Annotated in this window: 19 protein-coding genes and 1 other RNA gene; 9 read left to right on the top strand and 11 right to left on the bottom strand. The window is 66.6% G+C overall.

What is annotated here, in order from left to right; translation table 11 throughout:
* Positions 1-102: 102 nt before the first annotated feature.
* A complete protein-coding gene (locus GA0116996_RS06015; protein ID WP_092308176.1) occupies positions 103-348 on the top strand; it encodes a DUF2061 domain-containing protein in 246 nt (81 codons plus the stop codon).
* Here the strand turns inward: GA0116996_RS06015 and aroA are convergent.
* From aroA to gyrA, 7 genes are all read right to left on the bottom strand, one after another.
* Positions 338-1642 carry a 3-phosphoshikimate 1-carboxyvinyltransferase gene (gene aroA / locus GA0116996_RS06010; protein WP_092308173.1) on the bottom strand — a complete coding sequence of 435 codons (1305 nt, stop codon included), beginning with the start codon at positions 1640-1642 and terminating at the stop codon, positions 338-340. The genes GA0116996_RS06015 and aroA overlap by 11 nt on opposite strands.
* Positions 1643-1691: 49 nt before the next feature.
* Positions 1692-2591 carry a prephenate dehydrogenase gene (locus GA0116996_RS06005; RefSeq protein WP_092308408.1) on the bottom strand — a complete coding sequence of 300 codons (900 nt, stop codon included), beginning with the start codon at positions 2589-2591 and terminating at the stop codon, positions 1692-1694.
* A gap of 87 nt (positions 2592-2678) precedes the next feature.
* The gene (gene hisC / locus GA0116996_RS06000; RefSeq protein WP_092308171.1) at positions 2679-3809 is read right to left on the bottom strand and encodes a histidinol-phosphate transaminase; all 1131 of its coding nucleotides are present in this window, start codon (positions 3807-3809) and stop codon (positions 2679-2681) included.
* Between the two features lie 27 nt (positions 3810-3836).
* A complete protein-coding gene (gene pheA / locus GA0116996_RS05995) occupies positions 3837-5000 on the bottom strand; it encodes a prephenate dehydratase (protein WP_062802066.1) in 1164 nt (387 codons plus the stop codon).
* Between the two features lie 104 nt (positions 5001-5104).
* A complete protein-coding gene (serC, locus tag GA0116996_RS05990) occupies positions 5105-6262 on the bottom strand; it encodes a 3-phosphoserine/phosphohydroxythreonine transaminase (protein ID WP_092308169.1) in 1158 nt (385 codons plus the stop codon).
* Positions 6263-6423: 161 nt separating this feature from the next.
* Positions 6424-6987, bottom strand: a complete 564-nt coding sequence (locus GA0116996_RS05985) for a DUF2059 domain-containing protein (protein ID WP_092308167.1) — start codon at positions 6985-6987, stop codon at positions 6424-6426.
* 94 nt (positions 6988-7081) lie between these two features.
* Positions 7082-9769, bottom strand: a complete 2688-nt coding sequence (gene gyrA / locus GA0116996_RS05980; RefSeq protein ID WP_092308165.1) for a DNA gyrase subunit A — start codon at positions 9767-9769, stop codon at positions 7082-7084.
* Between the two features lie 433 nt (positions 9770-10202).
* On the opposite strand from gyrA, the gene ompA reads away from it, so the two are divergent.
* From ompA to GA0116996_RS05950, 6 genes are all read left to right on the top strand, one after another.
* Entirely contained in the window at positions 10203-10856 is a 654-nt protein-coding gene (gene ompA, locus GA0116996_RS05975) for an outer membrane protein OmpA (protein ID WP_012352078.1), read from the top strand.
* A 116-nt stretch (positions 10857-10972) separates the two neighbouring features.
* Positions 10973-11731: a bifunctional 2-polyprenyl-6-hydroxyphenol methylase/3-demethylubiquinol 3-O-methyltransferase UbiG gene (gene ubiG / locus GA0116996_RS05970; RefSeq protein WP_092308163.1), complete on the top strand. Its 759-nt coding sequence runs from the start codon at positions 10973-10975 to the stop codon at positions 11729-11731.
* On the top strand, positions 11728-12402 hold the full coding sequence (gene gph / locus GA0116996_RS05965) for a phosphoglycolate phosphatase (protein ID WP_092308161.1): 675 nt from the start codon (positions 11728-11730) through the stop codon (positions 12400-12402). The genes ubiG and gph overlap by 4 nt, the downstream gene beginning before the upstream one ends.
* Before the next feature lie 85 nt (positions 12403-12487).
* Positions 12488-12846: a transfer-messenger RNA gene (ssrA, locus tag GA0116996_RS05960) on the top strand.
* A gap of 408 nt (positions 12847-13254) precedes the next feature.
* A complete protein-coding gene (locus tag GA0116996_RS05955; RefSeq protein ID WP_244159767.1) occupies positions 13255-14277 on the top strand; it encodes a fimbrial protein in 1023 nt (340 codons plus the stop codon).
* Positions 14278-14376: 99 nt separating this feature from the next.
* On the top strand, positions 14377-14778 hold the full coding sequence (locus GA0116996_RS05950; RefSeq protein ID WP_026164322.1) for a hypothetical protein: 402 nt from the start codon (positions 14377-14379) through the stop codon (positions 14776-14778).
* Positions 14779-14793: 15 nt separating this feature from the next.
* Here the strand turns inward: GA0116996_RS05950 and GA0116996_RS05945 are convergent, their stop codons facing one another.
* Both GA0116996_RS05945 and GA0116996_RS05940 read right to left on the bottom strand, forming a co-directional pair.
* On the bottom strand, positions 14794-15300 hold the full coding sequence (locus tag GA0116996_RS05945) for a cyanophycin metabolism-associated DUF1854 family protein (protein ID WP_092308159.1): 507 nt from the start codon (positions 15298-15300) through the stop codon (positions 14794-14796).
* Positions 15290-17584, bottom strand: coding sequence for a cyanophycin metabolism-associated ABC transporter (locus GA0116996_RS05940; protein WP_092308157.1), 2295 nt, complete (start codon positions 17582-17584; stop codon positions 15290-15292). Before GA0116996_RS05940 ends, GA0116996_RS05945 begins: the two co-directional genes overlap by 11 nt.
* Positions 17585-17822: 238 nt before the next feature.
* On the opposite strand from GA0116996_RS05940, the gene cphA (GA0116996_RS05935) reads away from it, so the two are divergent.
* Together cphA (GA0116996_RS05935) and cphA (GA0116996_RS05930) are read left to right on the top strand one after the other, a co-directional pair.
* Positions 17823-20456, top strand: coding sequence for a cyanophycin synthetase (gene cphA / locus GA0116996_RS05935; protein ID WP_092308155.1), 2634 nt, complete (start codon positions 17823-17825; stop codon positions 20454-20456).
* Between the two features lie 42 nt (positions 20457-20498).
* Complete coding sequence (gene cphA, locus GA0116996_RS05930; protein WP_092308153.1) at positions 20499-23069, top strand: cyanophycin synthetase; 2571 nt, start codon at positions 20499-20501, stop codon at positions 23067-23069.
* 247 nt (positions 23070-23316) lie between these two features.
* Here cphA (GA0116996_RS05930) and GA0116996_RS05925 read toward each other — a convergent pair whose 3' ends face one another.
* Complete coding sequence (locus tag GA0116996_RS05925) at positions 23317-23976, bottom strand: amino acid ABC transporter permease (RefSeq protein WP_092308151.1); 660 nt, start codon at positions 23974-23976, stop codon at positions 23317-23319.
* Between the two features lie 105 nt (positions 23977-24081).
* The gene (locus tag GA0116996_RS05920; protein ID WP_092308149.1) at positions 24082-24903 is read right to left on the bottom strand and encodes a transporter substrate-binding domain-containing protein; all 822 of its coding nucleotides are present in this window, start codon (positions 24901-24903) and stop codon (positions 24082-24084) included.
* Positions 24904-25071: the final 168 nt, after the last annotated feature.

The raw sequence follows: 25071 nt of genomic DNA, 5'->3' as shown, positions 1-25071 counted from the left end.
CGATTGATTGTTAATTCTATTGAGAATCATTATCATTTGATCCATGGCACCGCGCCGCAAACAGCAGCGCATCCCTCAGTATTGGTCGCGAGGCAATCTACCATGGCAAAAACCCTGACGTTCGGCATCATGCACCTCGGCATCGCGTTCAGCGTGACCTATGCGCTGACCGGCAGCCTGGCCGTGAGCGGTGCCGTCACCTTTATCGAACCGGCCATCAATACCGTGGCCCACTACTTCTTCGACCGGTATTGGGCCAAGCGCGAACGCCGCCAGGAATCGGCGGCCGGCGGCAGCGCCGCAGCGGCCGCCACCCCCGGCTCCGGCGCCGCCCTCGTCAGCGCGTGACGCCGGCGAACACGCTGAAGTAGTCCGGGAACGTCTTCGCGACGCAGCCCGGATCATTGATCCGCACCGGCAACGGGCCGAACGCCGCCAGCGAGAAACACATCGCCATGCGATGGTCATCATAGGTGCCAATGCCGTCGGCCGGGGTCTGCCACGGCTGCGGCGGCGTCACGCGCAGGTAGTCGGCGCCTTCCTCGACCACGGCTCCCAGCTTGCGCAGTTCCGTTGCCATCGCCGCGATGCGGTCGGTTTCCTTGACGCGCCAGCTGGCGATATTGGTCAGCGTGGTCGTGCCTTCGGCAAACAGCGCCGCCACCGCCAGCGTCATGGCGGCATCGGGGATATGGTTGCAGTCCAGTTCGATGCCGTGCAGGCGTCCGTCGTCGCGCTCGGTGCCGCGCACCTCGATCCAGTTGTCGCCCGCCATCACGTTGGCGCCCATGCGGTTGAGCGCATCGGCAAAGCGCACATCGCCCTGGATGCTGGCCATGCCGACGCCTTCCACGCGCACGGGACCGCCGCCGATGGCGCCGGCGGCCAGGAAATACGAAGCCGACGACGCGTCGCCCTCGACAAAGATCTCGCCCGGCGAGCGGTAAGCCGCCCCTGCGGGCAGGATGAAGCGCTCCCAGCCCTGCCGCTCCACCTCGATGCCAAAGCGCGCCAGCAGGTTCAGCGTGATCTCGATATACGGCTTCGAGATCAGTTCGCCCACCACTTCGATCTCGATGCGGCCGCTGGCGGACTGCGCCAGCGGCAGGCTCATCAGCAGCGCGGTCAGGAACTGGCTGGAGACATCGCCGCGCACGCGGATCGGCGCGTCGATGCGCAGGCTGGCCGGCTGGATATGCAGCGGCGGGAAACCTTCGTTGCCAAGGTAGTCGATCACCGCGCCGACCTGGCGCAGGCCATCGACGAGGTCGCCGATCGGCCGCTCGTGCATGCGCGGCACCCCGGACAGCTTGTAGCTGCCGCCTTGCAGCGCCAGCGCGGCAGTCAGCGGACGGATCGCGGTGCCGGCGTTGCCCATGAACAGCTCGGCCGATTTGTTGGGGAAGTTGCCACCGGCGCCGGTGACGATATAGTCCGCGCCTTCCTGCCGCCAGGCCACGCCCAGCGTGCGCAGCGCCTGCAGCATCACACGGGTGTCGTCGGAATCGAGCAGGTCGCGCACGCGGGTCTCGCCGTTGGCCAGCGCGGCCAGCAGCAGCACACGGTTGGAGATGCTCTTCGAGCCCGGCAGCCGGACGGTGCCGTGTGCGCGGGTCAGGGGGCCTAGCGTCAGGTGTTCCATGGATGTCGTGGGCGCCGGGGCGCCGCGGTCAGGCGATTGGCCAGGGCCATCAGGGTTCGATATGGTTGTTGCCCGCGGCGCGCTCGGCGCCCCAGGCCAGGCGGGTCTTGCTGGCGCGCGTGAAGATGCGCTCGAGCGCGTCGCCGTCGCCCTTCTCGATCAGCGTCTTCAGGTGCGCCAGCACCGACTGGTAAGTATTCAGTTCGCGCAGCAGCGCGTCGCGGTTGGCGACGCAGATGTCGCGCCACATCTCCGGCGACGAGGCGGCGATGCGCGTGAAGTCGCGGAAGCCGCCGCCGGCAAAGTCCAGCTTCAGCGCCGCATCTTCGGCGTTGGCCACCTGCGCCACCAGCGCGTACGACAGCACGTGCGGCAGATGGCTGACTGCTGCGAACACCGCGTCGTGCTGCACCGCCGACATCACGTGGCAATGCGCGCCGGCGCTTTCCCACATGGCGCGCACGGCGGCAACATCGGCGCGCGCGTTCTCTTGCAGCGGACACAGCACGGTCCTCTTGCCGTCGTACAGGTCCGGCAGCGCGGCCTCGACGCCGTTGAGCTCGCGCCCGGCGATCGGGTGGGCCGGCACGAACTGCGCGGCCTTGTCGCCCAGCGCGGTCTTGGCGGCGATGATCACGTCGGACTTGGTGCTGCCGGCATCGGTGACGATGGTGCCCGGCTGCAGGTGCGGCTCGAGCGCATGCAGCAACGCAAAATTCTGCGCCACCGGCGCGCACAGCACGATCACGCTGGCTCCGCGCGCGGCATCGGCCAGCGTCGCGGCCTCGTCGATCACGCCCAGGTCCAGCGCTTTCTGCATCGACGCGGCCGAGCGCCCGACCCCAACCACCGTGCCCACCACGCCGGCGCGCTTGAGCGCCAGCGCGAGCGAGCCGCCGATCAGGCCTACGCCGACAATGACAACACGGGAAAAATGCAATGCACTCACAATCACAGGCCGCAAGCGGCGGTAGTTCGGTTCAGACCGAGGTCAATCAATGCGCGGCACGAGCACCGGCGTTTGCAGCGGCCGGCCTCAGGCCAGCGCCCGCTCCAGCGCCGCGATAAACGCCGCGTTCTCTTCTGGCAAGCCGATGGTCACGCGCAGCCAGCGCGGCAGGTTGTAGTTGCCCACCGGCCGCACGATCACGCCCTGTTTCAGCAACGCCAGGTTGACGCGCGCGCCGGCGCCGTCATCGTCGCCCACGCGCACCAGCACGAAGTTGCCGGACGACTGCACGTATTCCAGGCCGAGCCGCTCGAACGCCTCGGTCAGCTGCCGCTTGCCGCTGCGGTTCAGCTGCGCGCTGCGGCGCAGGAAATCAGCATCGGCCAGCGCAGCGATGGCCGCGGCCTGCGCCACGCTGTTGACGTTGAACGGCTGGCGGATGCGGTTCAGCAGGTCGGTCAGTTCGGGCTGCGCCACCGCATAGCCGATACGCAGGCCCGCCAGGCCATAGGCCTTGGAGAACGTGCGCGACACCATCAGGTTGGGGTAGCGGCGCACCCAGGCAATCGCGTCGTATTGCTGGTCCGCATCGAGGTACTCGTTGTAGGCCTCGTCCAGCACCACCACGACATGACGCGGCACGCGCTGCAGGAAGGCCTCGATCTGCGCGGCCGGCAGAAAAGTGCCGGTCGGGTTGTTGGGGTTGGCAATGAAGACCAGGCGCGTATCCGGGGCAATCGCAGCGGCCATCGCGTCGAGGTCGTGGCCGTAGTCGCGCGCGGGCACCTCGATGGCGCGGGCGCCGATCTCCTGCGTGGCCAGCGCGTACACCGCGAACGAGTACTCGGCATAGACGATCGACTGGCCCGGCTCCACCAGCGCATGCGCGGCCAGTTCCAGGATGTCGTTGCTGCCGTTGCCCAGCGTCAGCCAGTCGGCGGGCACGCCGAAGCGCGCCGACAGCGCGCCCTTCAGCGCAAAGCCGTTGGCATCGGGATAGCGCCCCAGTTCGGCCACGGCCTCGGCCACCGCGAGACGGGCCGATTCCGGCATGCCCAGCGGATTCTCGTTGGAGGCGAGCTTGACGATGCCGGCCTCGTCCAGGCCGAACTCGCGCGCGACTTCGGCAATCGGCTTGCCGGCCACGTATGGCGAAATCGCCCGCACATAATCCGGCCCGAAACCCGTTGCGCCGCCCTGCTTGCCCTGCTCTGCCATTTCGTCTCCTTGTGCGTTCCGGCTGCCTTACTTGCTCGACGGATACGAGCCCAGCACCTTCAGGTAGGCCGCGTTGCGGCGCAGCTCTTCGATCGCGCGCGCCACCGCCGGCTCATGCTGGTGCCCTTCGACGTCGACGTAGAAGTAGTACTCCCACGCGCCGCTGCGCGCCGGGCGCGACTCGAAGCGGCACATCGACACGCCGTTCGCGGCCAGTGGCGCCAGCAGCTGGTACACCGCGCCGGCCTTGTTCGGCACAGACAGGATCAGCGAGGTCTGGTCGCTGCCGGAGGGCTCGGTCTCATAGCGGCCGATCACGGCAAAGCGCGTGCGGTTGTGCGGATCGTCCTGGATATGCGTGCGCACCAGGTGCAGGTGGTAGCGGTTGGCGGCGGACTCGCCGGCGATCGCGGCCACGGTCGGGTCTTCGCTGGCCATGCGCGCCGCTTCGGCATTGCTCGACACCGCCTGGCGCTCGAGGTGCGGATAGTTGGCGGTCAGCCAGTGCTGGCACTGCGCCAGCGCCTGCGCATGCGCGCGCACCACCGTGACGCCATTCATGTCGGGCGTCGACGCCATCAGGTTGTGGTGCACCTTGAGCGCGATCTCGCCGCTGATCTTCAGCGAGGTCTGCAGGAACAGGTCGAGCGTGCGCGACACCGCGCCCTCAGTGGAATTCTCGACCGGCACCACACCGTATTCGACCGTGCCCGCCTCGACCGCGCGGAACACCTCGTCGATGCTCGGGCAAGGCACGCCCGACACCTCGTGGCCGAAATGCGCGTACAGCGCCTGCTCCGAGAACGTGCCGGCCGGCCCCAGGAATGCCACTTCCAAAGGCTTCTCCAGCCCGCGGCAGGCGGACATCACCTCGCGCCAGATTGCCGCCACGCTTTCGCCCAGCAGCGGGCCCGGGTTGGCCCCTTGCACCTTGCGGATGACTTGCAGCTCGCGCTCCGGACGGAACACCGGCGCGCCGTACTTCTTCTTGACCTCGCCCACCTCGAGCGCGAGCCTGGCGCGGCGGTTCAGCATCGCCAGCAACTCGCGGTCCACGGTATCGATCTGCTCGCGCAGCGGCCCCAGCTCGACCGAAAGCTGGCGCTCGGCGTCACTCAGGTGGCTGTCGCCGTTCTGCGGCGCATTGGGCGGCGTCTCCTCGCGCGCGGGGGTTCGGTCTTGGCTTGTCATGTTGTATCAATCCGATGGGCCACCGGGCGCGGCGGCCGGAAAACTGCCCGCGCGGGCCGGCATGCCGTGCCTGGCATGCGCGGACCCGCCAGCGGGAATGCGCGTCAGGCGGAGGTCCGCTCGAACTCGCGCATGAATTCGATCAGCGCCATCACGCCTTCCAGCGGCATGGCGTTGTAGATGCTGGCGCGCATGCCGCCCACGGTCTTGTGCCCCTTCAGCTGCACCAGGCCATTGGCCCGGGCCTGCTGCAGGAAGGCCTCGTTGCGCGATTCGTCGCCCAGGAAGAACGGTACGTTCATGCGCGAGCGGCAGCTGGGATGGATCTCGTTGCGATAGAAATCGCTCTGGTCGAGGTAGTCGTACAGCGCCGACGCCTTGGCGATATTGCGCTGTTCGATCGCGGGCACGCCGCCCTGGCGCTTGAGCCACTGGAACACCAGGCCGGCGATATAGATCGCATAGGTCGGCGGGGTGTTGTACATCGAGTTGTGCTCGGCCACCAGGCGCCAGTTGAATGCCGACGGGCACAGCGGATGGGCATGGCCGATCAGGTCTTCGCGCACGATCACGATGGTGACGCCGGCCGGACCGATGTTCTTCTGCGCGCCGCCGTAGACCACCTGCACGCGCGACCAGTCGACCGGGCGCGACAGGATGTGGCTGGAAGCATCCGCCACCACGACGCGGTCGCCCTTGACCTGGCCGATATCGGGGATGTCTTGGAATTCCACGCCGACGATGGTCTCGTTGGTGCACAGGTGCACGTAGCCCGCGTCGTCCGACAGCTTCCAGTCGGCCACGTCCGGAATGCGGTGGTATTTCTGTGCCTCGCTGCTGGCGGCGATATTGACTGCGCCGTAGCGGCGGGCTTCCTGCTCGGTCTTGACCGACCAGGTGCCGGTGACGACGAAGTCGGCCTTGGGTGCGTCGGCATGGCGCAGGCGCATCAGGTTCAGCGGCACGATGCCGTTTTCGCCGATGGCGCCGCCCTGCAGGAACAGCACGCGGTAGTTGGCCGGAATATGCAGCAGTTCGCGCAGGTCGGCGATGGCCTGGCCATGGATGCCTTCGAACTCGCGGCTGCGGTGGCTCATCTCCATCACCGAGACCCCGGTCCCGCGCCAGGACAGCATCTCCTCGGCAGCCTGCTGCAGCACTTCGGCGGGCAGCGCCGCCGGGCCGGGCGAGAAGTTGTAGACGCGTTCGGCCAATGCACGCTGCATCATGCCGGCAAGAGCGGGATTCTGGGGATCGTTCATGAGACGGGGGGATGGAAAAATGGCTGCCGGTGTTACCCAAGCAGCCATTATCCCTCAAACCCGCGCCCCGTTGGGCGCCCCGGGGTCAGCCCCGGGTTGCCGCGCCCGCCCGAACGCCGCCGGAGGGGCGGCGGACGGAGCCGTTGCGGCTCACGCCGGCATCACTTCGAAGCGGCGGTGATTTCCTTCTCGGCGGCGTCGCGCATCGACTTGCCGACCTGCGGGCCGTACTTCTGCATCATCGAGCCCCAGATTTCCTGCGTTGCCTTGCCCTGGTTGGCCATGAATTTCTGGCCGGTCGGCGACTTCAGGAAGGTGGTCAGGTCCTTCAGTTCCTGCGTGGTGTAGTACTTGCCGAAGGCATCGTAGTGCGCCTGGATGGCATCCTTGCGGAAGCCGTCGGTGGTGAACGCCGTGCCGGCGCCGTCCACGACGCGCTGGACCGCGCCGTTCTTCTTCAGCTTTTCAACCGCGGCCTGCTTCTGCTTGTCGCTCAGGGTCTTGTTTTCGACCAGCACCTGCTCGAGGACCAGCGGCGCTTCCTGCTTGGCGCCTTGCTGCCAGTTCTCTGCCTGGCCCTTCACAGCCTGGTCTGCCTGCATGACGGAAAGCAGTTCCTTGATGGCTGCCGTCTTTTCCGCGTCCTGTGCGTGGGCGTGCTGCGCCATCATGAAGGTCGGGACAAAAGCAGCCAGAACAGCGATACGTCGATAGGTTTTGAGCATTGTGACTCCCTGGTAAATACGTCCGTTTTAGTCCGGACAGCCGCGAGGCGAGTTCCGGCTGGCGTCCTATTGTTGCAACAATTTACGTTTTGTCTTAAGGATTCGCGTCGGCATCCGCACCTGCGGCACCTTCAGTGCCCTCGGCGCCTTCCGCGCCCTCGGCCTCGTCCGGCTCCTCGCCATTGCCACCGTTGTCGGCATCGCTTTCGACGATGCGCTGCAGCCCGGACAGCTTGGTGCCCTCGTCAACGTTGATCAGCGTCACACCCTGGGTGGCGCGACCCATTTCGCGGATTTCCGCCACGCGGGTACGGATCAGCACGCCGCCGGTGGTGATCAGCATGATCTCGTCCTCGGGCGAAACCAGTGCAGCAGCCACCACACGGCCGTTGCGCTCGCTCGTCTGGATCGCAATCATGCCCTTGGTGCCACGGCCATGTCGAGTGTACTCGGCGATGGGGGTACGCTTGCCGTAGCCGTTCTCGGTGGCGGTCAGCACGCTGCCGCGCACGCCCGCATCGGCTGCCTCTTCAGCGGTCTCGGCCGGCGCCACCAGCATCGCGATCACGGCTTGGCCGTCTTCCAGGTTCATGCCGCGTACGCCGCGCGCCTGGCGGCCCATCGGACGCACGTCGTTCTCGTCGAAACGCACGGCCTTGCCGGCGTCCGAGAACAGCATCACGTCGTGCTGGCCGTCGGTCACCGCCGCACCGATCAGATAGTCGCCTTCGTCGAGGTCGACCGCGATGATGCCGGCCTTGCGCGGGTTGGAGAACTCGGTCAGCGCAGTCTTCTTGACCGTGCCGCGCGCGGTCGCCATGAAGATGAAGTGCTCGGCGTCGAACTGCCGCACCGGCAGGATGACGTTGATCTTCTCGCCTTCCGACAACGGGAACATGTTGACGATCGGCCGCCCGCGCGAGTTGCGCGAGCCCTGCGGCACCTCATAGACCTTCAGCCAGTACAGCCGGCCGCGGTTGGAGAAGCACAGGATGTAGTCGTGGGTATTGGCCACGAACAGGGTATCGATCCAGTCGTCTTCCTTGGTCGCCGTCGCCAGCTTGCCCCGCCCGCCGCGCTTCTGCGCACGGTATTCGGAGATCGGCTGGCTCTTCATATAGCCGCTGTGCGACAGCGTGACCACCATGTCCTGCGGGGTGATCAGGTCCTCGGTATCCAGCTCGGTCGCGTTCAGCTCGATCTGCGAACGGCGCTCATCGCCGAATTCGGCGCGGATCGCGGTCAGTTCGTCGATGATGATGGTAGTAATGCGCTCCGGACGCGCCAGGATATCGAGCAGGTCGGCGATTTCCGCCATGATGTCGCGATATTCCTGGACGATCTTGTCTTGTTCGAGCCCGGTGAGGCGTTGCAGGCGCATCTGCAGGATTTCCTGCGCCTGGCCGTCCGACAGCCTGTACAAACCGTCGGCCTGCATGCCGAACACCGCCGGCAGTCCGTCCGGCCGGTACGACGCCCGCCCGCCCGGGGTTTCGCCCTCGGCGCGGGCCAGCATGTCGCGGACCAGCGCGGAATCCCACGCCTTGCTCATCAGTTCCTGCTTGGCGATCGGCGGCGTCGGGGCGGCCTTGATGATGGCGATGAACTCGTCGATGTTGGCCAGCGCCACTGCCAGGCCTTCCAGCACATGGCCGCGCTCGCGTGCCTTGCGCAGCTCGAACACCGTGCGGCGGGTGACGACCTCGCGGCGGTGCGCGAGGAAGTACTCCAGCATCTGGCGCAGGTTCAGCAGGCGCGGCTGGCGGTCGACCAGCGCCACCATGTTCATGCCGAAGGTGTCCTGCAGCTGGGTGTTCTTATATAGGTTGTTGAGGACGACCTCGGGCACCTCGTTGCGCTTGAGCTCGATCACCACCCGCATGCCGGACTTGTCCGACTCGTCGCGGATATCCGAGATGCCTTCGACCTTCTTCTCGGTGACCAGCTCGGCGATGCGCTCCAGCAGGGTGCGCTTGTTGACCTGGTACGGCAGCTCGTCGACGATGATGGCCTGGCGCTGGCCGCGGTCGATATCCTCGAAGTGCGTCTTGGCGCGCATCACCACGCGGCCGCGGCCGGTGCGGTAGCCTTCGCGGACGCCCTGAATGCCGTAGATAATGCCGGCGGTCGGAAAATCCGGGGCCGGAATCAATTCAATCAGCTCATCCACGGTCGCCTGCGGGTTGCGCAGCAGGTGCAGGCAGCCGTCGACGATTTCATTCAGGTTATGCGGCGGGATATTGGTGGCCATGCCCACCGCAATACCCGACGATCCATTGATTAGCAGATTGGGAATACGGGCCGGGAGAATCGAAGGCTCTTTTTCAGAGCCGTCGTAGTTGCTGTCGAAATCGACCGTTTCCTTGTCGATGTCGTGCAGCATCTCGTGCGCGATTTTCGACAGGCGGATTTCGGTATAACGCATGGCCGCGGCGTTATCCCCGTCCACGGAACCGAAATTCCCCTGGCCGTCGACCAGCATGTAGCGCAGCGAGAAGTCCTGCGCCATGCGCACGATGGTGTCGTAGACTGCGGTATCGCCGTGCGGATGGTATTTACCGATCACATCCCCGACGATACGGGCCGACTTCTTGTAGGCGCGGTTCCAGTCGTTGTTGAGCTCGTGCATCGCATACAGCACGCGCCGGTGCACCGGTTTCAGGCCATCCCGGACATCGGGAAGCGCGCGCCCGACGATTACGCTCATGGCGTAATCCAGGTAGGAGCGGCGCATTTCCTCTTCTAGGGAGACCGGAAGGGTTTCTTTTGCGAATGGATCCATTGCGGCGTGGTTTATGCGGCAGGTTTAAGCAAATGACAGGCCTTTGGCACGCGGCGCCGGTGGGCGCCTGACGGCTGGGCAACGTGCCATTCTAACATGCCGGCACCCCCTGCCCGGCGCTCTCCGGACAGGCCCCGCAGGAGCCCGCGGCGGCCGCTGCTGAAACCCGGAATCCCTGATGCCACAAGGCTTTGCGGGCGATACAAGACCCATGTTGCACAAACACCACAGGCCCAAAACCCATGCGGCGAATCGAATATATTTACTTCTTAGGAAACGACCCTTGTGGCACAATTCCCCAGCGAAGAGCCAGACATTGTTCGAAGTGGAGCATCCGCCACATCGAGAATGTTATACTCCGAAGAATGTATGACTTGTTTTCGTCCATTTGCTCGCAGTAACCCTGCGGTGATCTCATCCTGAGAGGAGAAATATGAAAAAATTTGCCAAGCTCGCGCTCGTTGCAGCTACCGCAGTAATGGCTGCATCCGCTCAAGCTCAGTCCGTCCCTTATGAAAAGAAGGCAGTGAACGACAACTGGGGCAACGGTACGAGCGAGTACGTGTGGAAGAATGGCACGAACGAGCTCTGCTGGCGCGACAGCTCCTGGACCCCGGCCACGGCCAACGCGCTGTGCGACGGCGCCCTGGCCCCGGCCGTTGCGGCACCGGCCCCGGCTCCGGTGGCCCCGCCGGTTGTCTCGAGCGAGAAGGTCACTTTCGCTGCTGACACCCTGTTCGACTTCGACAAGGCTGTGCTGAAGCCCGAAGGCAAGGCCAAGCTGGACGACCTGGTCTCGAAGCTGCAAGGCATCACCCTGGAAGTCATCATCGCCGTTGGCCACACCGACTCGTTCGGCTCGGACAAGTACAACGATCGCCTGTCGATCCGCCGCGCTGAATCGGTCAAGGCTTACCTGGTGAGCAAGGGCGTTGAAGCCAACCGCGTCTACACCGAAGGCAAGGGCAAGCGCCAGCTGAAGGTTGATCCGAAGTCGTGCAAGGGCAACCGCAAGTCGCAAATCGCCTGCCAGCAGCCTAACCGCCGCGTGGAAGTCGAAGTGGTCGGCACCCGCAGCGCACGTTAATCGGAACCCTTCCGATCCAAGAAGCCCAGCGCAAGCTGGGCTTTTTTTTTGGTACAGTTGCCCGGACTGTCCCCTTCCTCCACCCGCCGCGGCCAGCGCCGCCGGACCCGCATACGATGACGTTGCAATCGCACACCCTCCCCGCAGCCGACGCCGCCCGCCAGCACCCGCCGCGCCGGAATGCCGACCCCAAGGAAATCGACAAATTCAGCGAACTGGCCCACCGCTGGTGGGATCCGCAGAGCGAGTTCAAGCCGCTGCATGAACTGAATCCGCTGCGCCTGGGCTGGATCGATGGCATTGCCGGACTGGCGGGCAAGCGGGTGGTCGACGTGGGCTGCGGCGGCGGCATCCTGTCCGAGAGCATGGCGCGCCTGGGCGCCACCGTGCGCGGCATCGATCTCTCCAGCAAGGCGCTGAAGGTGGCCGACCTGCACAGCCTCGAGTCCGGCGTTGCCGTGACCTACGAGGAGATCGCCGCCGAAGCGCTGGCGGCGCGCGAGCCGGCCAGCGTGGATGTGGTCACTTGCATGGAAATGCTGGAACACGTGCCGGATCCGGCTTCGATCGTGCAGGCGTGCGCGACGCTGGTCCGTCCCGGCGGCCATGTGTTCTTCTCGACCATCAACCGCAACCTGAAGGCGTACCTGCTGGCCATCGTCGGCGCCGAATACGTGCTCAACATGCTGCCGCGCGGCACCCACGACTACGTAAAGTTCATCACGCCTTCCGAACTGGCCCGCTTCGCGCGCCAGGCCGGCCTGGACCTGGTCGAGATGCGCGGCATGACCTACAACCCGCTGTCGCAGGTCTATGCGCTGGGGCGGGACACGGACGTAAATTACCTGATGGCGTTCCGCCGGGTGGCGGCATGAGCGCGGCGATCGCAGGGGTCTTTTTCGATCTCGATGGCACCCTCGCCGACACCGCGCCGGACCTGGCTGCGGCGGCAAACCGGCTGGTGGTCGAACGCGGCCGCCCGCCCGTGGCCTATGACAAGCTGCGGCCCGTGGCCTCGCATGGCGCCCGCGGACTGCTCGGCGCCGCATTCGGCTTGCGCCCGGAGGATGCCGAATTTCCGGCCCTGCGCGATATCTTCCTGGATTACTACGAGGCCGACATCGCGGTGCACACGCGCCTGTTCGACGGCATGCCGCAGGTGCTGGCTGCACTCGAGGCGGCGGGCATCCCGTGGGGGATCGTCACCAACAAGATCGCGCGCTTCACGGTGCCGCTGGTCGCCGCGATTGGCCTGGCCCCCCGCGCCAGCGCCGTCGTCAGCGGCGACACCACGCCGCATGCCAAGCCCCACCCGGCGCCGCTGCTGCATGCCGCCGCGAGTGCCGGCGTCGACCCGAGCCGGTGTGTCTATGTTGGCGACGACCTGCGCGACATCCAGGCCGGCAAGGCCGCCGGCATGATCACCGTGACCGCGGCTTATGGCTACTGCGGCGACGGCGACCCGCCCGAGGCCTGGGGCGCGGACCACCTGATCCGCCACCCGGCGGAGCTGATCCCGCTGCTGGTGTCCGCCGCGATCACCTGAAAGTGCGCTGGCAGTATCCAGGGACCCGGCCTGGAACTCCCCGAGACAGCTTGCGTCCAACCGGGTACAATCCAGCTTCCTCACTGGGGCCGACCTGGTTTCGACGTGGGTTACAAAGCAGTGGAGGGCATACCGAGGACCCGTCACCTCGTTAATCAATGGGAATGCAATAACTGCTAACGACGAACGTTACGCACTGGCAGCCTAAGGGCCGCCGTCCTCGCACTGGCTCGCTGACGGGCTAGGGTCGCAAGACCACGCGAGGTCATTTACGTCAGATAAGCTCCGGAAGGGTCACGAAGCCGGGGACGAAAACCTAGTGACTCGCCGTCGTAGAGCGTGTTCGTCCGCGATGCGCCGGTTAAATCAAATGACAGAACTAAGTATGTAGAACTCTCTGTGGAGGGCTTGCGGACGCGGGTTCGATTCCCGCCGGCTCCACCAGTATTCAGTCCGATGCAGAACCAGCAGGACCAGAAACCCGCGACAGCCGAGGCTGCGCGGGTTTTTCTTTGTCCGGCCGCGCCACCGGCATGCGCCTGCAAAAAAAAACATCCCCACTTTTGGGGATGCCGGGCGCGCCATGCAGGCTCATGATGCGATGCGGGCGATCCGCGACTCGCCCGCTGCCACTTCGAGCCCTCGTCCACCCGGCCGAGGGCTTTTTCTTTTGGCGCGACGGCCAGGGACGGGAAAATTTCCGACCCCAAAATAGGCCAAGCCTTATCGCTTCACGAGTGTGCGGGTCCTATCGTAGCAAGGAACTTTGACTGGCATGCCGCTGGTTGTCATTGGCTGGATCCGCGCGCGCCGCGGGAGTTTGACTAGGCAAGCCGCATCCCTGACCCTGCTATGAACCGAACCCAACTGCTCCATCTCCTGCGCCGCTGGCTGGTCGTGGTGGCGTGCTTCGCGGCGCCGCACCTGGCCCATGCGAAGTGCACTGCCACGCCGTCGCTCCCCTATGACCAGACCCTCAACAGCATGGCCATCGCGGTCAACCTTGCCGACGGCAGCACGATTCCCGGAACGGTGCGCAGCTACCAGTTCAGCGGCAGCTGCGCCAACGTGCTGCCCTGGGTGGTGCCCGGCGCCCCGATCGTCTCGTGCTACTACGGCTCCGGTACCGAAGTGCAGCCAGGCGTCTATTCCACCGGCGTCGCGGGTGTCGGCATCCGCCTGCGCAATGCCGCCGGCCAGCCGATGACCAATGCTGCCGGCGTCTGGTGCGACACCCGCTCGGCTAACCTGGGCCATCTCAATGCCGACCTGACGTATTCCGTGTCGGTGACGATCGAATTCGTCAAGACCGGGCCGATTGCCACCGGTAACCTCGACCCCGCACAGACCCGCTTTGGCTTCGGCGTCTATAACGGGTCGGTGGAAGGCGCGCTGGGCGGCACGGGCAACCGCGACAACTACATCGGCTTTTCCGGCACCATCGCAACGCGCGAAATCGCCTGCAATGTCTTCGCCCCCCCAACCGTGAGCCTGCCTGCGATCAGCGCCAAGACGCTCGCAACGCAAGGCTCCGGCGGCAACACGCCGTTCGCCATCCAGCTGACCTGCAACAGCGCAGCCATCGTCGGCATGACGCTGGACGGTGCCGCCGGCACGCCGGTAATGTCGGCCGCCTCCGGCATCCTAGGCCTCAGCAACGCCGGGGTCCCCGGCGCGGCGAGCGGCGCGGGCGTGCAGATCATGAATGCCAGCGGCAGCGCGCCGGTCCCGCTGCAGGTGCGCAATGCCATGGGGAGCATCCAGGCCAACGTGCCCGCCACCTATCGTTTCGGCGCCCGCTATGCCAGCCTCGGCGGCACCCCTTCGCCGGGTAACGTCAGCAGTTCGATGGTGTTTACGCTGGACTACCAGTAAGCGCTATCGCGGCAGTGACGTACCGGATGCATGGTTCATCGCTACATCCCCGAATCGAAGGACTACAATAGCCCGCTGCAGTCCTTCAAGGCTTTCGCGATGTCCGACCATCCCCGCTTCACCATCAACCGCTCCATGATCGCCCTGGTTCCGGAACAGCCGTTCCTCGACTGGATCCAGGCGGTCGATCCCCAGCCCGTGGCCGGCCTCACGCTGGAGCAGGTGCGCGAAGACCAGAGCGTGTTCCTGCTGCCCGAGGAGCTGGCCGACACGCACGAGAACGCCGTACGCTGGGTCGAGAAGCGCTGGCAGGATTTCTTCGAATTCATGCTCGGCGAATGGTTCGACGACTCGGCATGGCCCGAGGAACTGTCGCTGAAGATGTTTCGCGAGTGGTTCAGCGTGCGCTATCACTCGATGGTGTTCGACATGGCACCCGACGTGCCGGTGATGCACGACGACTGGGACGACGAGGACGATTCGTCCGAGCTGCTGCACTGATCTCCCCGCCGCCCCTCAGAGGAAGCGGTCAAGTATCTTGCGGCTGTGCTTGTCCAGCGCCATCAGGTCGCGGATCAGGTAGTGGATGCCGTGCGTGTCCGAGATCAGCAGCGTGCTGCCGGCCAGGCGCCGGATCGCTTCTTCGCCGCGCAGCACCAGGTCGGTCTGGCCACGGTCGGTCTTGACCGTCCACACGCTCGGCGTGGCGTAGGTCGACACACTGACGATGCGCTCGATTTCCGGCATGAACTCGCGCGAGGCCAGCTCCGCCTCGATCATGTCGCGCTCGGCGATCGGCAGGTCTTCCAACCGCGGAATCCATACCACCTCATGCCCGTCGGCGCTCATCATGCCGATGCCGCCGCGCGGCGCCGAGATCGGGAAGGCGCGCACCGGCACTACGCCTTCATGGACGGTGCCGTCCTCGGCGATCAGCACCAGGCGGCCGAAGGGATTGCGGTCCAGCGTAAACACAGGGGTCGGCGCGGCGGCGGCGGCGGCAGCGGCGATGTCATTGGGCATGGGCAGTCTCCGGGATCTGGATGGCCTCTTCGGTGTCGTCGTCTTCGGTATCGACATTGCGCGCCTGCGCCTGGTACAGCTTGTAGTACGCGCCTTCGCGCAGCAGCAGTTCGTCGTGGCTGCCCACTTCGACGATCTGCCCGCGGTCCATCACCACCAGCCGGTCCGCCTTGCGCAGCGTCGACAGGCGGTGCGCGATGGCAATGGTGGTGCGGCCCTGCACCAGGTTGTCCAGCGCCTTCTGGATTTCCTTCTCGGTGGCGGTGTCGACCGACGAGGTGGCCTCGTCCATGATCAGGATGCGGGGGTTGATCAGCAGCGCGCGCGCGATCGAGATGCGCTGGCGCTCGCCACCCGACAGCGCCTGGCCGCGCTCGCCCACCAGCGAGTCATAGCCGTGCGGCAGCCGCAGGATGAACTCGTGCGCATGCGCGGCGCGCGCCGCGGCAATGATCTCCTCGCGCGTGGCGTCCGGCTTGCCGTAGGCGATGTTGTCGGCAATCGTGCCGAAGAACAGGAACGGTTCCTGCAGCACCAGGCCGATATGACGGCGGTACTCCGAAACCGGCAGCGAGCGGATATCCACCCCGTCGACCCGGATCGCGCCCTCCGACACATCGTAGAAGCGGCAGATCAGGTTGACCAGCGTGCTCTTGCCCGAGCCGCTGTGGCCGACCAGGCCGATCATCTCGCCCGGCGCGATCGACAGGTTCAGCCCCCGGATCACCGCGCGGTTGCCGTAGCGGAAGCCCAGGTCGCTCATGTCGATGGCGCCCTCGACCCGGTCCAGCCGGGCGGGCCGCGCCGGCTCCGGCACGCTCGACACATGGTCGAGGATGTCGAAGATGCGCTTGGCGCCGGCGGCGGCCTTCTGCGTCACCGAGACGATGCGGCTCATCGAATCCAGCCGGGTATAGAAGCGGCTGATATAGGTCAGGAATGCCATCAGCACGCCCACGGTAATGGCGCTGTGCGACACCTGCCAGATGCCAAACACCCACACGATCAGCAGCCCGATCTCGGTCAGCAGCGTCACTGTCGGCGTGAACAGCGACCACACCGCGTTGACGCGGTCGTTGATCGCCAGGTTGTGCTTGTTGGCCTCGCGGAAGCGAGTGACTTCGCGCTTTTCCTGGGCAAACGCCTTGACCACCCGGATGCCGGGGATGGTGTCGGCCAGCACATTGGTGATTTCCGACCAGATCCGGTCGATCTTCTCGAAGCCGTGGCGCAGACGGTCGCGCACCAGGTGGATCATCCACGCGATAAACGGCAACGGCACCAGCGTCACCAGCGCGAGCCACGGGTTGATCGAGACCAGGATCACCGCCGTCATCACGATCATCAGCACGTCGGTGGCGAAGTCCAGCAGGTGCAGTGACAGGAACACGCAGATGCGGTCGCTTTCCGAGCCGATGCGCGCCATCAGGTCGCCGGTGCGCTTGCCGCCAAAATACTCCAGCGACAGCTTTAGCAAATGTTCGTACGTTGTGGTGCGAAGATCGGCGCCGATGCGCTCCGACACCCGCGCCAGCAGGTAGGTGCGCGCCCATCCCAGCGACCATGCCACCAGCGCCGCCCCGAGCAACCCTGCCAGGTACAGGCGCACCAGCCCATAGTCGATCGGCACGCCGTTCTGGAACGGGATCAGCACCCGGTCCATGAGCGGCATGGTCAGGTACGGCGGCACCAGGGTGGCGGCGGTCGACAGCAGCGTGAGGAGGAAGCCGCCCAGCAGTTGCCAGCGGTATGGGCGGGCAAAGCGCCATAGCCGCAGCAGCGCCCACGTCGACGGCGGCGTCTCCAGTTCGCGGCTGCATTGCGGGCACTGTTCCTCGTCAGGGGGCAGCGGCGCCTTGCAGGTCGGGCACAACACCTCGCCGGCGCCGGTGACCGGAGGCGAGGCGGCGGCGTCGCGCTGGGCCTCGAACTGGTCCGCCAGCCGCAAAGCGGCGGGATTGTAACCAAGCGTATATCGCCAGGTGGCGAGCCGGCCGGCCGGGCCGGTCAGTTCCAGCGTGCCGACCCCTGCGTGGTCGGTATGCGAAAGGCGCAGCGCCGGGGCGATGTTCCATTCCCGCACATTTTTTTCGCCGGGGGCATGGGCAACGATGCGCTGGTCGGTCACAACCAGCCACCCTTGGGTAAAATGCAGCCTCGCGTCGAGGTCCAGTGCCAGTCCGGCCAGGACAGTCTCGCCGGGTCGGAGCCACGATCCGGCTTCAGCTCGCCAGGGTTCGTCGGCGGCGGTGGCGGTAGGGACAGGCAGGGAGGACTGGGTCATGGATGGCGCGGCGTGCGTCCAGGGATTGCGGACATAACTTGAAACAATTTAGGCCGGGCACGCGCTGGCGGCCCGCGAATTCGCCCGCAGTATACATAACGACGAACGCGCGGGTAGCCCTGATGCATTGCACAATCACTTTTACACCAAGAAAGTCAACCCGCTTCGTGCTGTAACGTTACTGAAAGGTTAGGCTTCCATTTCTCGGGCGTTCCGCCCACTGCCTCAAGCTAATTCAATGAAAAAGAAGGACATTGAGATTTTCGATGTCATGTCGCTGCGCGGCCCGAATATGTGGACATATCGGCCCGTTTTGGAGGCATGGGTCGATATCGGGGAACTGGAGGATTTTCCCTCCAACACGATTCCGGGGTTCTACGAGCGCCTGTCGGCCTGGCTGCCGTCGCTGATCGAGCATCGCTGCAGCATCGGCGAGCGCGGCGGCTTCCTGCAGCGGCTGAAGGAAGGCACCTGGCCGGGCCATATCCTGGAACACGTGACGCTTGAGCTGCAAAACCTGGCGGGGATGCCGGGCGGCTTCGGCAAGGCGCGCGAAACGCCGGTGCGCGGCGTGTACAAGGTGATCGTGCGCGCCTGGCACGAAGAAGTCACCCGCGCCGCCCTGTTCGCCGCGCGCGACCTGGTCATGGCCGCGATCGAGGACCGCCCCTACGACGTCCCCGCTACGGTGGACCACCTGCGCCGCCTGGTCGACAAGCATTGCCTGGGCCCCAGCACCGCCTGCATCGTCGATGCCGCGGACGACCGCGACATCCCCGCGATCCGCCTGTCGGACGGCAACCTGGTGCAGCTGGGCTACGGCGCGCGCCAGCGCCGCATCTGGACCGCCGAGACCGACCGCACCAGCGCCATCGCCGAAAGCATCTCGCGCGACAAGGACCTGACCAAGAGCCTGCTCGAATCCTGCGGCGTGCCGGTGCCGGAAGGCCGCCTGGTCGAATCGCCGGAGGATGCCTGGGATGCCGCCGAGGACATCGGCGTGCCGGTAGTGGTGAAGCCCTATGACGGCAACCATGGCCGCGGTGTGTTCACCAACCTGATGACCCGCGAGGAAGTGGAAACCGCCTATGGCGTGGCCATCGACGAGGGCAGCGGCGTCATTGTCGAGCGCTTCATCCCGGGCAACGAGCACCGCCTGCTGGTGGTGGGCGGCCGCCTGGTGGCCGCGGCCATGGGCGAGACCGCCAGCGTGGTCGGCGACGGCAAGTCCACCATCGACGAGCTGATCGAACTGCAGATCAATTCCGATCCGCGCCGCGGCAGCACCGAGGACCACCCGCTCAACCGCGTGCGCCTCGACTCCGCCGCGCGGCTGGAGCTGAAGCGCCAGGGCATGGACGGCAGTTCGGTGCCGCCGGAAGGCCGCACCGTGCTGATCCAGCGCAATGGCAACGTTGCCTTCGACGTCACCGACCGGGTGCACCCCAGCGTGGCCGCGCATGCCGCGCTGGCCGCGCGCGTGGTGGGGCTGGATATTGCCGGCGTGGACCTGGTGGCCGAGGACATCTCGCGCCCGCTGCACGAACAACGCGGCGCCATCGTCGAAGTCAACGCCGGCCCCGGCCTGCTGATGCATATCAAGCCCGCCGAGGGCACGCCGCGCCCGGTGGGACGCGCCATCGTCAACCACCTGTTCCCGGAGTCGGAAGACGACCAGGGCCGCATCCCGGTGGTGGGCGTGACCGGCACCAACGGCAAGACCGTGGTGGCACGGCTGGTAGCGCGCCTGCTGCAGCTGTCGGGCAAGCATACCGGGCTGGCCTGCAGCGACGGCCTGTTCCTTGATCGCCGCCAGGTCGAAAGCGGCGACCGCGCCAACTGGGAAGCCGGCCACCGCATCCTGATGAACCGCGCGGTCGAGGCCGCCGTGTTCGAGAACGACAGCGGCAGCATCCTGTCCGAGGGCCTGGCCTATGACCGCTGCCAGGTCGGCGTGGTCACCAACTTCGACCAGCCCGACCATCTCGGCGACTATTACGTCGAAGACGAAGACCGCATGTACAACGTGCTGCGCACGCAGGTCGACGTGGTGCTGCAGAACGGTGCCGCCGTGCTCAACGCGCGCGACGAGCGCCTGGTCGAGATGGCCGAGCTGTGCGACGGCGACGTGATCTTCTTCGGCCTGACCCCGGAGCTGCCCGCGATCATGTCGCACCGCGCCGCGGGCAAGCGCGCGGTGTACGTGCGCGAAGGCAAGATCGTGCTGGCCACCGGCAACAGCGAGACCGCGCTGGTCGACGTGGCGGCGGTGCCGCTGACCTACGCCGGCCGCGTCGCGTTCCAGATCGAGAACGTGCTGGCCGCGGTCGCCGCCGGCTGGGCGCTGGGCATCTCCAATGACCTGATCCGCGCCGGCGTGGTGACCTTCGATGTCGGCCAGGTCGACGTGCCGGGCCGCTTCACGCTGTTCGAGCGTAACGGCGCCACGGTGGTGGTCGACGACGCCCACAACGCCCCCGCGCTCGAAGCGCTGGCGACCGCGCTGGACCGCTTCCCGGCCGAGCGCCGCATGGTGGTCTACGGCGCCGGCGTGCAGCGCCGCGACGACGACCTGGTGCGCCAGGGCAAGGCCCTGGGCCAGCATTTCGACCGCGTGTTCCTGTGCGAGGACCGCAGCGTCAAGCGCGCCCTGCCCGACGCCGAGGCGCGCGCGCTGCTCAAGCAGGGCCTGTACGAAGGCCGGCGCGTGACCAAGATCATCGACGAAGGCACGCGTGCCAGCGCCATCGAAGCCGCCCTCAGCCAGCTGGTGCCGGGCGACCTGCTGGTGCTGCAGTGCGACGAGGCCGCCACCGGCGCCACCGTCGACCTGGTACACCACTGGATGGGCCAGCCTGCCCGCCGCGCCTGATGCCCCCAGCTAACCGCGCATAGAAGACACGGAAACCGTTCTATGGAAGTCTCCCGTATCCGGGCCCTGCGGGGCCCGAACCTGTGGTGCCGCCACACCGCCATCGAGGCGATCGTGGCCTGCCAGGACACCGCCAACATGCTGTCGGCCCTGCCCGGCTTCGAAGACCGGCTGCGCGCCCGCTTCCCCGAGATCGGGCCGCTGCGCCCGGACGAGGAATCGGTCGAGCTGTCGCTGGCCCACGTGCTGGAAGTGACCGCGCTGCGCCTGCAGGCCGCCGCCGGCTGCCCGGTGACGTTCAGCCGCACCGCGCAGACGGTCGAGCCCGGCATCTACCAGGTGATCGTGCAATACAGCGAGGAGGAAGTCGGCCGGCTCGCCTTCGAACTGGCCGAGGCGCTGTGCCAGGCCGCGCGCCACGACACCCCGTTCGACCTCGCCGACGCGCTGCACCGCCTGCGCGAGCTGGACGAGGACGTGCGCCTCGGGCCGAGCACCGGCTCGATCGTCTACGCCGCGGTCGCGCGCGGCATCCCGTACCGGCGCCTGACCCAGGGCTCGATGGTGCAGTTCGGCTGGGGCAGCAAGCAGCGCCGCATCCAGGCGGCCGAGACTGACCGCACCAGCGCCGTGGCCGAGTCGATCGCGCAGGACAAGGAACTGACCAAGAGCCTGCTGCACGCCGCCGGCGTGCCGGTGCCGCTGGGCCGCTCGGTGCGCAGCGCCGAGCAAGCCTGGGCCGCGGCGCAGGAGATCGACGCGCCGGTGGTGGTCAAGCCGCGCGACGGCAACCAGGGCAAGGGCGTCGCGGTGCGCATCCGCACCCGCGAGGAAGTGATGACCGCCTACGAGGTCGCCTCGGACATCAGCTCCGACGTGATCGTCGAGCGCTATATCCCGGGCCATGATTTCCGCCTGCTGGTGGTCGGCAAGCAGCTGGTGGCGGCCGCGCGCCGCGATCCGCCGCAGGTGATCGGCGACGGCGTGCATACCGTGCGCCAGCTGGTCGAGGAAGTGAACCGCGACCCGCGCCGCGGCGAAGGCCATGCCACCTCGCTCACCAAGATCCGCTTCGACGATATCGCGCTGGCGACGCTGGCCAAGCAGAACCTGACCGCGGATTCCGTACCGGCCGCCGGCACCCGCGTGGTACTGCGCAACAACGCCAACCTGTCCACCGGCGGCAGCGCCACCGACGTCACCGACGACGTCCATCCCGACATCGCCGCGCGCGCGGTGGCGGCGGCGCAGATGGTGGGCCTGGACATCGCCGGCGTCGACGCGGTCTGCGAGACCATGCTCAAGCCGTTCGAGGAACAGGCCGGCGGCATCGTCGAGGTCAACGCCGCGCCGGGCCTGCGCATGCACCTGCAGCCGTCCTACGGCAAGGGCCGCGCGGTCGGCGAAGCGATCGTCTCCACCATGTTTGCCGACGGCGATGACGGCCGCATCCCGGTGGTGGCGGTGTCGGGCACCAACGGCAAGACCACGACGGTGCGGCTGATCACCCATATCATGGCCAGCAGCGGCCTGCGCATGGGCATGACCGGTACCGACGGCGTCTATATCCAGGGCGAGCGCATCGACACCGGCGACTGCAGCGGCCCGCGCAGCGCGCGCAACGTGCTGCTGCACCCCGACGTCGACGCCGCCGTGTTTGAAACCGCGCGCGGCGGCCTGCTGCGCGAAGGCCTTGCCTTCGACCGCTGCGATGTGGCGGTGGTGACCAACGTCGGCGAAGGCGACCACCTGGGCCTGTCCTACATCAACTCGGTGGAAGACCTGGCGGTGCTCAAGAGCGTGATCGTGCAGAACGTCGCGCCGCACGGCATGGCCGTGCTCAACGCCGCCGACCCGATGGTGGTGCGCATGGCCGACGCCTGCCCCGGCAGCGTCACCTTCTTCGCGCACGATCCCGACCAGCCCGCCATGGCCACGCACCGCGCGCAGGGCAAGCGCGTGGTGTTCGTCGACGGCGCCGACATCGTCACCGCGGAAGGCGATGCCGAAGTGCGCATCGCGCTGGCGGAGATCCCGCTGACGCGCAACGGCACCATCGGCTTCCAGGTCGAGAATGCGATGTCGTCGATCGCCGCCGCGTGGGCGCTGGGCATCGACTGGTCGGTGATCCGCCGCGGGCTGGCCACCTTCGTCAACGATGCGCAGACCGCGCCCGGGCGCTTCAATGTGTTCGACTACCGCGGCGCCACGCTGATTGCCGACTACGGCCACAACCCGGATGCCATCCTGGCGCTATGCAACGCGATCGAATCCATCCCGGCCAAGCGGCGGGTGGTGGTGATCAGCGGCGCGGGCGACCGCCGCGACGACGACATCCGCCGCCAGACCCAGATCCTGGGCGGCGCGTTCGATGAGGTCGTGCTGTACCAGGACCAGTGCCAGCGCGGCCGCGCCGACGGCGAGGTGCTGGCGCTGCTGCGCGAAGGCCTGCAGGGCGCGCAACGCGCCAGCCAGGTCGAGGAAATCCGCGGCGAGTTCCTCGCCATCGACACCGCGCTGTCGCACCTGCAGCCGGGCGACCTGTGCCTGATCCTGGTGGACCAGGTGGAAGAGGCGCTGGGGCATATCGCCGGGCGCATCGCGCAGGGGTAAGGCCTTTCGCTATGTCGAGGGGGTGCTCCCCTCTCCCGATTGCGGGAGAGGGGCGGGGGTGAGGGCCGGCGCTTCAACGGGCGGCGTGCTGGAAAAAACCGAGGGCTTCGATTGATGTGGTGCCTCGCTAGACCACCCCTCACCCCGACCCTCTCCCCGTGAGGGGAGAGGGAGAACACCTTGCTTAGGCCAGTTCGGGCGGCTTGGGAGCGCCTGGCACCGCTCTCCCCTTTCCTGTCCGCAGGACTCAGTGCCGCCCTGGCAGCGCCAGCCTGCGCTCCAGCCTGTGCTGCAGCCCCGACAACCCCGTGCTCAACACCCAGTAGATCGCCGCCACCGCCAAATACAGCGGCAACGGCTGGTAGGTGGCGGCGATCACCTCCTGCGCGGTGCGCAGCAGCTCGGTGACGGTGATGACCGATACCAGCGAGGTATCCTTGATCAGGCTGATCAGGCTGTTCGACAGGCTCGGCACCGCCAGCCGCAGCGCCTGCGGGCCCACCACGTAGCGCAGCGCCTGCGCCGGCGTCAGGCCCAGGCTGTAGGCGGCCAGCCACTGCCCGCGCGCCACGCCCAGGATGGCGCCGCGCATGCTCTCCGACAAATAGGCGCCGACGTTCAGGCTCAGCGTCAGCACACCGGCGGGCGTCGGCTCCAGCGCGATGCCGATGCCGGGCAGCCCGTAGTAGACCACGAAGATCTGCACCAGCAGCGGCGTGCCGCGCATGATGCTGACGTAGCTGCGCGCCACTGCCTTGAGCGCACGGCTATGGCTGATGCCCATCAGCGCCACCACGGTGCCCAGCATCAGCCCGAACACCATCGACCACAACGCGAACTTGATGGTCAGCAGCGTGCCCTGCAGCAGCACGGGCAGGGAGTCGATGACGAGCTGGAGAGCGGGCATGGCGTGGCGGCGCGAAAATAATCAGAAATAAAGGACACAAAGCAAAGCGGCGCGGCAGCCGTGCAGGCCGCCGCGCCGCGACATGATAACGCCCTGCCGGCCGGCTTACTTCACCGGCTTGCCGGCTGGCTTGGTCACGTCGGTGCCGAACCACTTCACCGACAGCTTGCCGAGCGTGCCGTCCTTGCCCAGTTCCTCCAGGGCGTGGTTGATCGCCTGCGCGAACTTGGGGTTGTCCTTGCGGAACGGGATCGCCACCTGCGTGGTGGCACCGGCCACGATCGCGCCCGGCCGCAGCGGCAGGTTGGCGGTCTTGACCAGATACGCGACCATCAGCCGGTCGTTCAGCGCGGCGTCGACGCGCTGCGCCGCCAGGTCGCGCAGGTACTCGGGTGCGCCGGGATAGGTCTTGACCTCGATGCCGGCCACGGACTTGGCCAGGTCGTTGTAGTTGCTGCCCAGGCTGACGCCGAGCTTGTGGCCCTTCAGGTCTTCCAGCGACTTGAACTGGCGCTTGTCATCCTTGCGCTGGATCAGCTGCGCATCCGAGTAGACGTAGGGCGTGGAGAAATCCAGCACCTGCTGGCGCTGCGGCGTGACGTTGACCTGGTTGACGATGACGTCGAACTTGCCCGCCTGCAGGCCGGCGATGATGCCGCTCCATTCGGTGGTGACGAACTCCGGCTTGACGCCGAGCTTGGCCGCCACCGCCCGCGCCACGTCGACGTCGAAGCCTTCCAGCTCGTTCTTTGCGCCACGGAAGCCGAACGGAGGATAGGTGCCCTCCAGCCCGATCTTCAGCACGCCGGCCTGCTTGACGGTGTCGAGCAGGTCGGCGGCATGGGCCGCGGTGGCCGCCAGGCCGGCGCCGGCCACCAGGGAAGCGGCCAGCAGGGATTTGAACCAGCCAGTACGAAGCGATCGCATATGTTCTCCAGTCGATGCGGATAAGCAGTGTGAGGCAGCGCCGGCTGGCCTCTTTTGGAGGGCCGCCGGCTGTTGTGCTGCTATGAGCCTATATCGGGCTCAACACTACCGCAAACACTATCGAATGCTAAATATCGATTCATCATGGCTAAATAACCGCGAGGCCCG

This window comes from Cupriavidus alkaliphilus, from assembly GCF_900094595.1.
GTDB classification, from domain to species: Bacteria; Pseudomonadota; Gammaproteobacteria; order Burkholderiales; family Burkholderiaceae; genus Cupriavidus; species Cupriavidus alkaliphilus.
The sequence above is the reverse complement of the archived record's forward strand: the minus strand, read 5'-3'. Positions and strand labels throughout refer to the sequence as shown.

What these genes read in the sequence shown, in the direction of transcription:
- GA0116996_RS05955 (WP_244159767.1), top strand. Translation starts at nt 13,255, where the DNA reads ATGAACCGAACCCAACTGCTCCATCTCCTGCGCCGCTGGCTGGTCGTG.
- gph (WP_092308161.1), top strand. Translation starts at nt 11,728, where the DNA reads ATGAGCGCGGCGATCGCAGGGGTCTTTTTCGATCTCGATGGCACCCTC.
- gyrA (WP_092308165.1), bottom strand. Translation starts at nt 9,769, where the DNA reads ATGGATCCATTCGCAAAAGAAACCCTTCCGGTCTCCCTAGAAGAGGAA.
- hisC (WP_092308171.1), bottom strand. Translation starts at nt 3,809, where the DNA reads ATGGCAGAGCAGGGCAAGCAGGGCGGCGCAACGGGTTTCGGGCCGGAT.
- cphA (WP_092308153.1), top strand. Translation starts at nt 20,499, where the DNA reads ATGGAAGTCTCCCGTATCCGGGCCCTGCGGGGCCCGAACCTGTGGTGC.
- GA0116996_RS05940 (WP_092308157.1), bottom strand. Translation starts at nt 17,584, where the DNA reads ATGACCCAGTCCTCCCTGCCTGTCCCTACCGCCACCGCCGCCGACGAA.
- ubiG (WP_092308163.1), top strand. Translation starts at nt 10,973, where the DNA reads ATGACGTTGCAATCGCACACCCTCCCCGCAGCCGACGCCGCCCGCCAG.
- GA0116996_RS05925 (WP_092308151.1), bottom strand. Translation starts at nt 23,976, where the DNA reads ATGCCCGCTCTCCAGCTCGTCATCGACTCCCTGCCCGTGCTGCTGCAG.
- GA0116996_RS05950 (WP_026164322.1), top strand. Translation starts at nt 14,377, where the DNA reads ATGTCCGACCATCCCCGCTTCACCATCAACCGCTCCATGATCGCCCTG.
- pheA (WP_062802066.1), bottom strand. Translation starts at nt 5,000, where the DNA reads ATGACAAGCCAAGACCGAACCCCCGCGCGCGAGGAGACGCCGCCCAAT.
- aroA (WP_092308173.1), bottom strand. Translation starts at nt 1,642, where the DNA reads ATGGAACACCTGACGCTAGGCCCCCTGACCCGCGCACACGGCACCGTC.
- cphA (WP_092308155.1), top strand. Translation starts at nt 17,823, where the DNA reads ATGAAAAAGAAGGACATTGAGATTTTCGATGTCATGTCGCTGCGCGGC.
- GA0116996_RS05945 (WP_092308159.1), bottom strand. Translation starts at nt 15,300, where the DNA reads ATGCCCAATGACATCGCCGCTGCCGCCGCCGCCGCCGCGCCGACCCCT.
- GA0116996_RS05920 (WP_092308149.1), bottom strand. Translation starts at nt 24,903, where the DNA reads ATGCGATCGCTTCGTACTGGCTGGTTCAAATCCCTGCTGGCCGCTTCC.
- serC (WP_092308169.1), bottom strand. Translation starts at nt 6,262, where the DNA reads ATGAACGATCCCCAGAATCCCGCTCTTGCCGGCATGATGCAGCGTGCA.
- ompA (WP_012352078.1), top strand. Translation starts at nt 10,203, where the DNA reads ATGAAAAAATTTGCCAAGCTCGCGCTCGTTGCAGCTACCGCAGTAATG.
- GA0116996_RS05985 (WP_092308167.1), bottom strand. Translation starts at nt 6,987, where the DNA reads ATGCTCAAAACCTATCGACGTATCGCTGTTCTGGCTGCTTTTGTCCCG.
- GA0116996_RS06015 (WP_092308176.1), top strand. Translation starts at nt 103, where the DNA reads ATGGCAAAAACCCTGACGTTCGGCATCATGCACCTCGGCATCGCGTTC.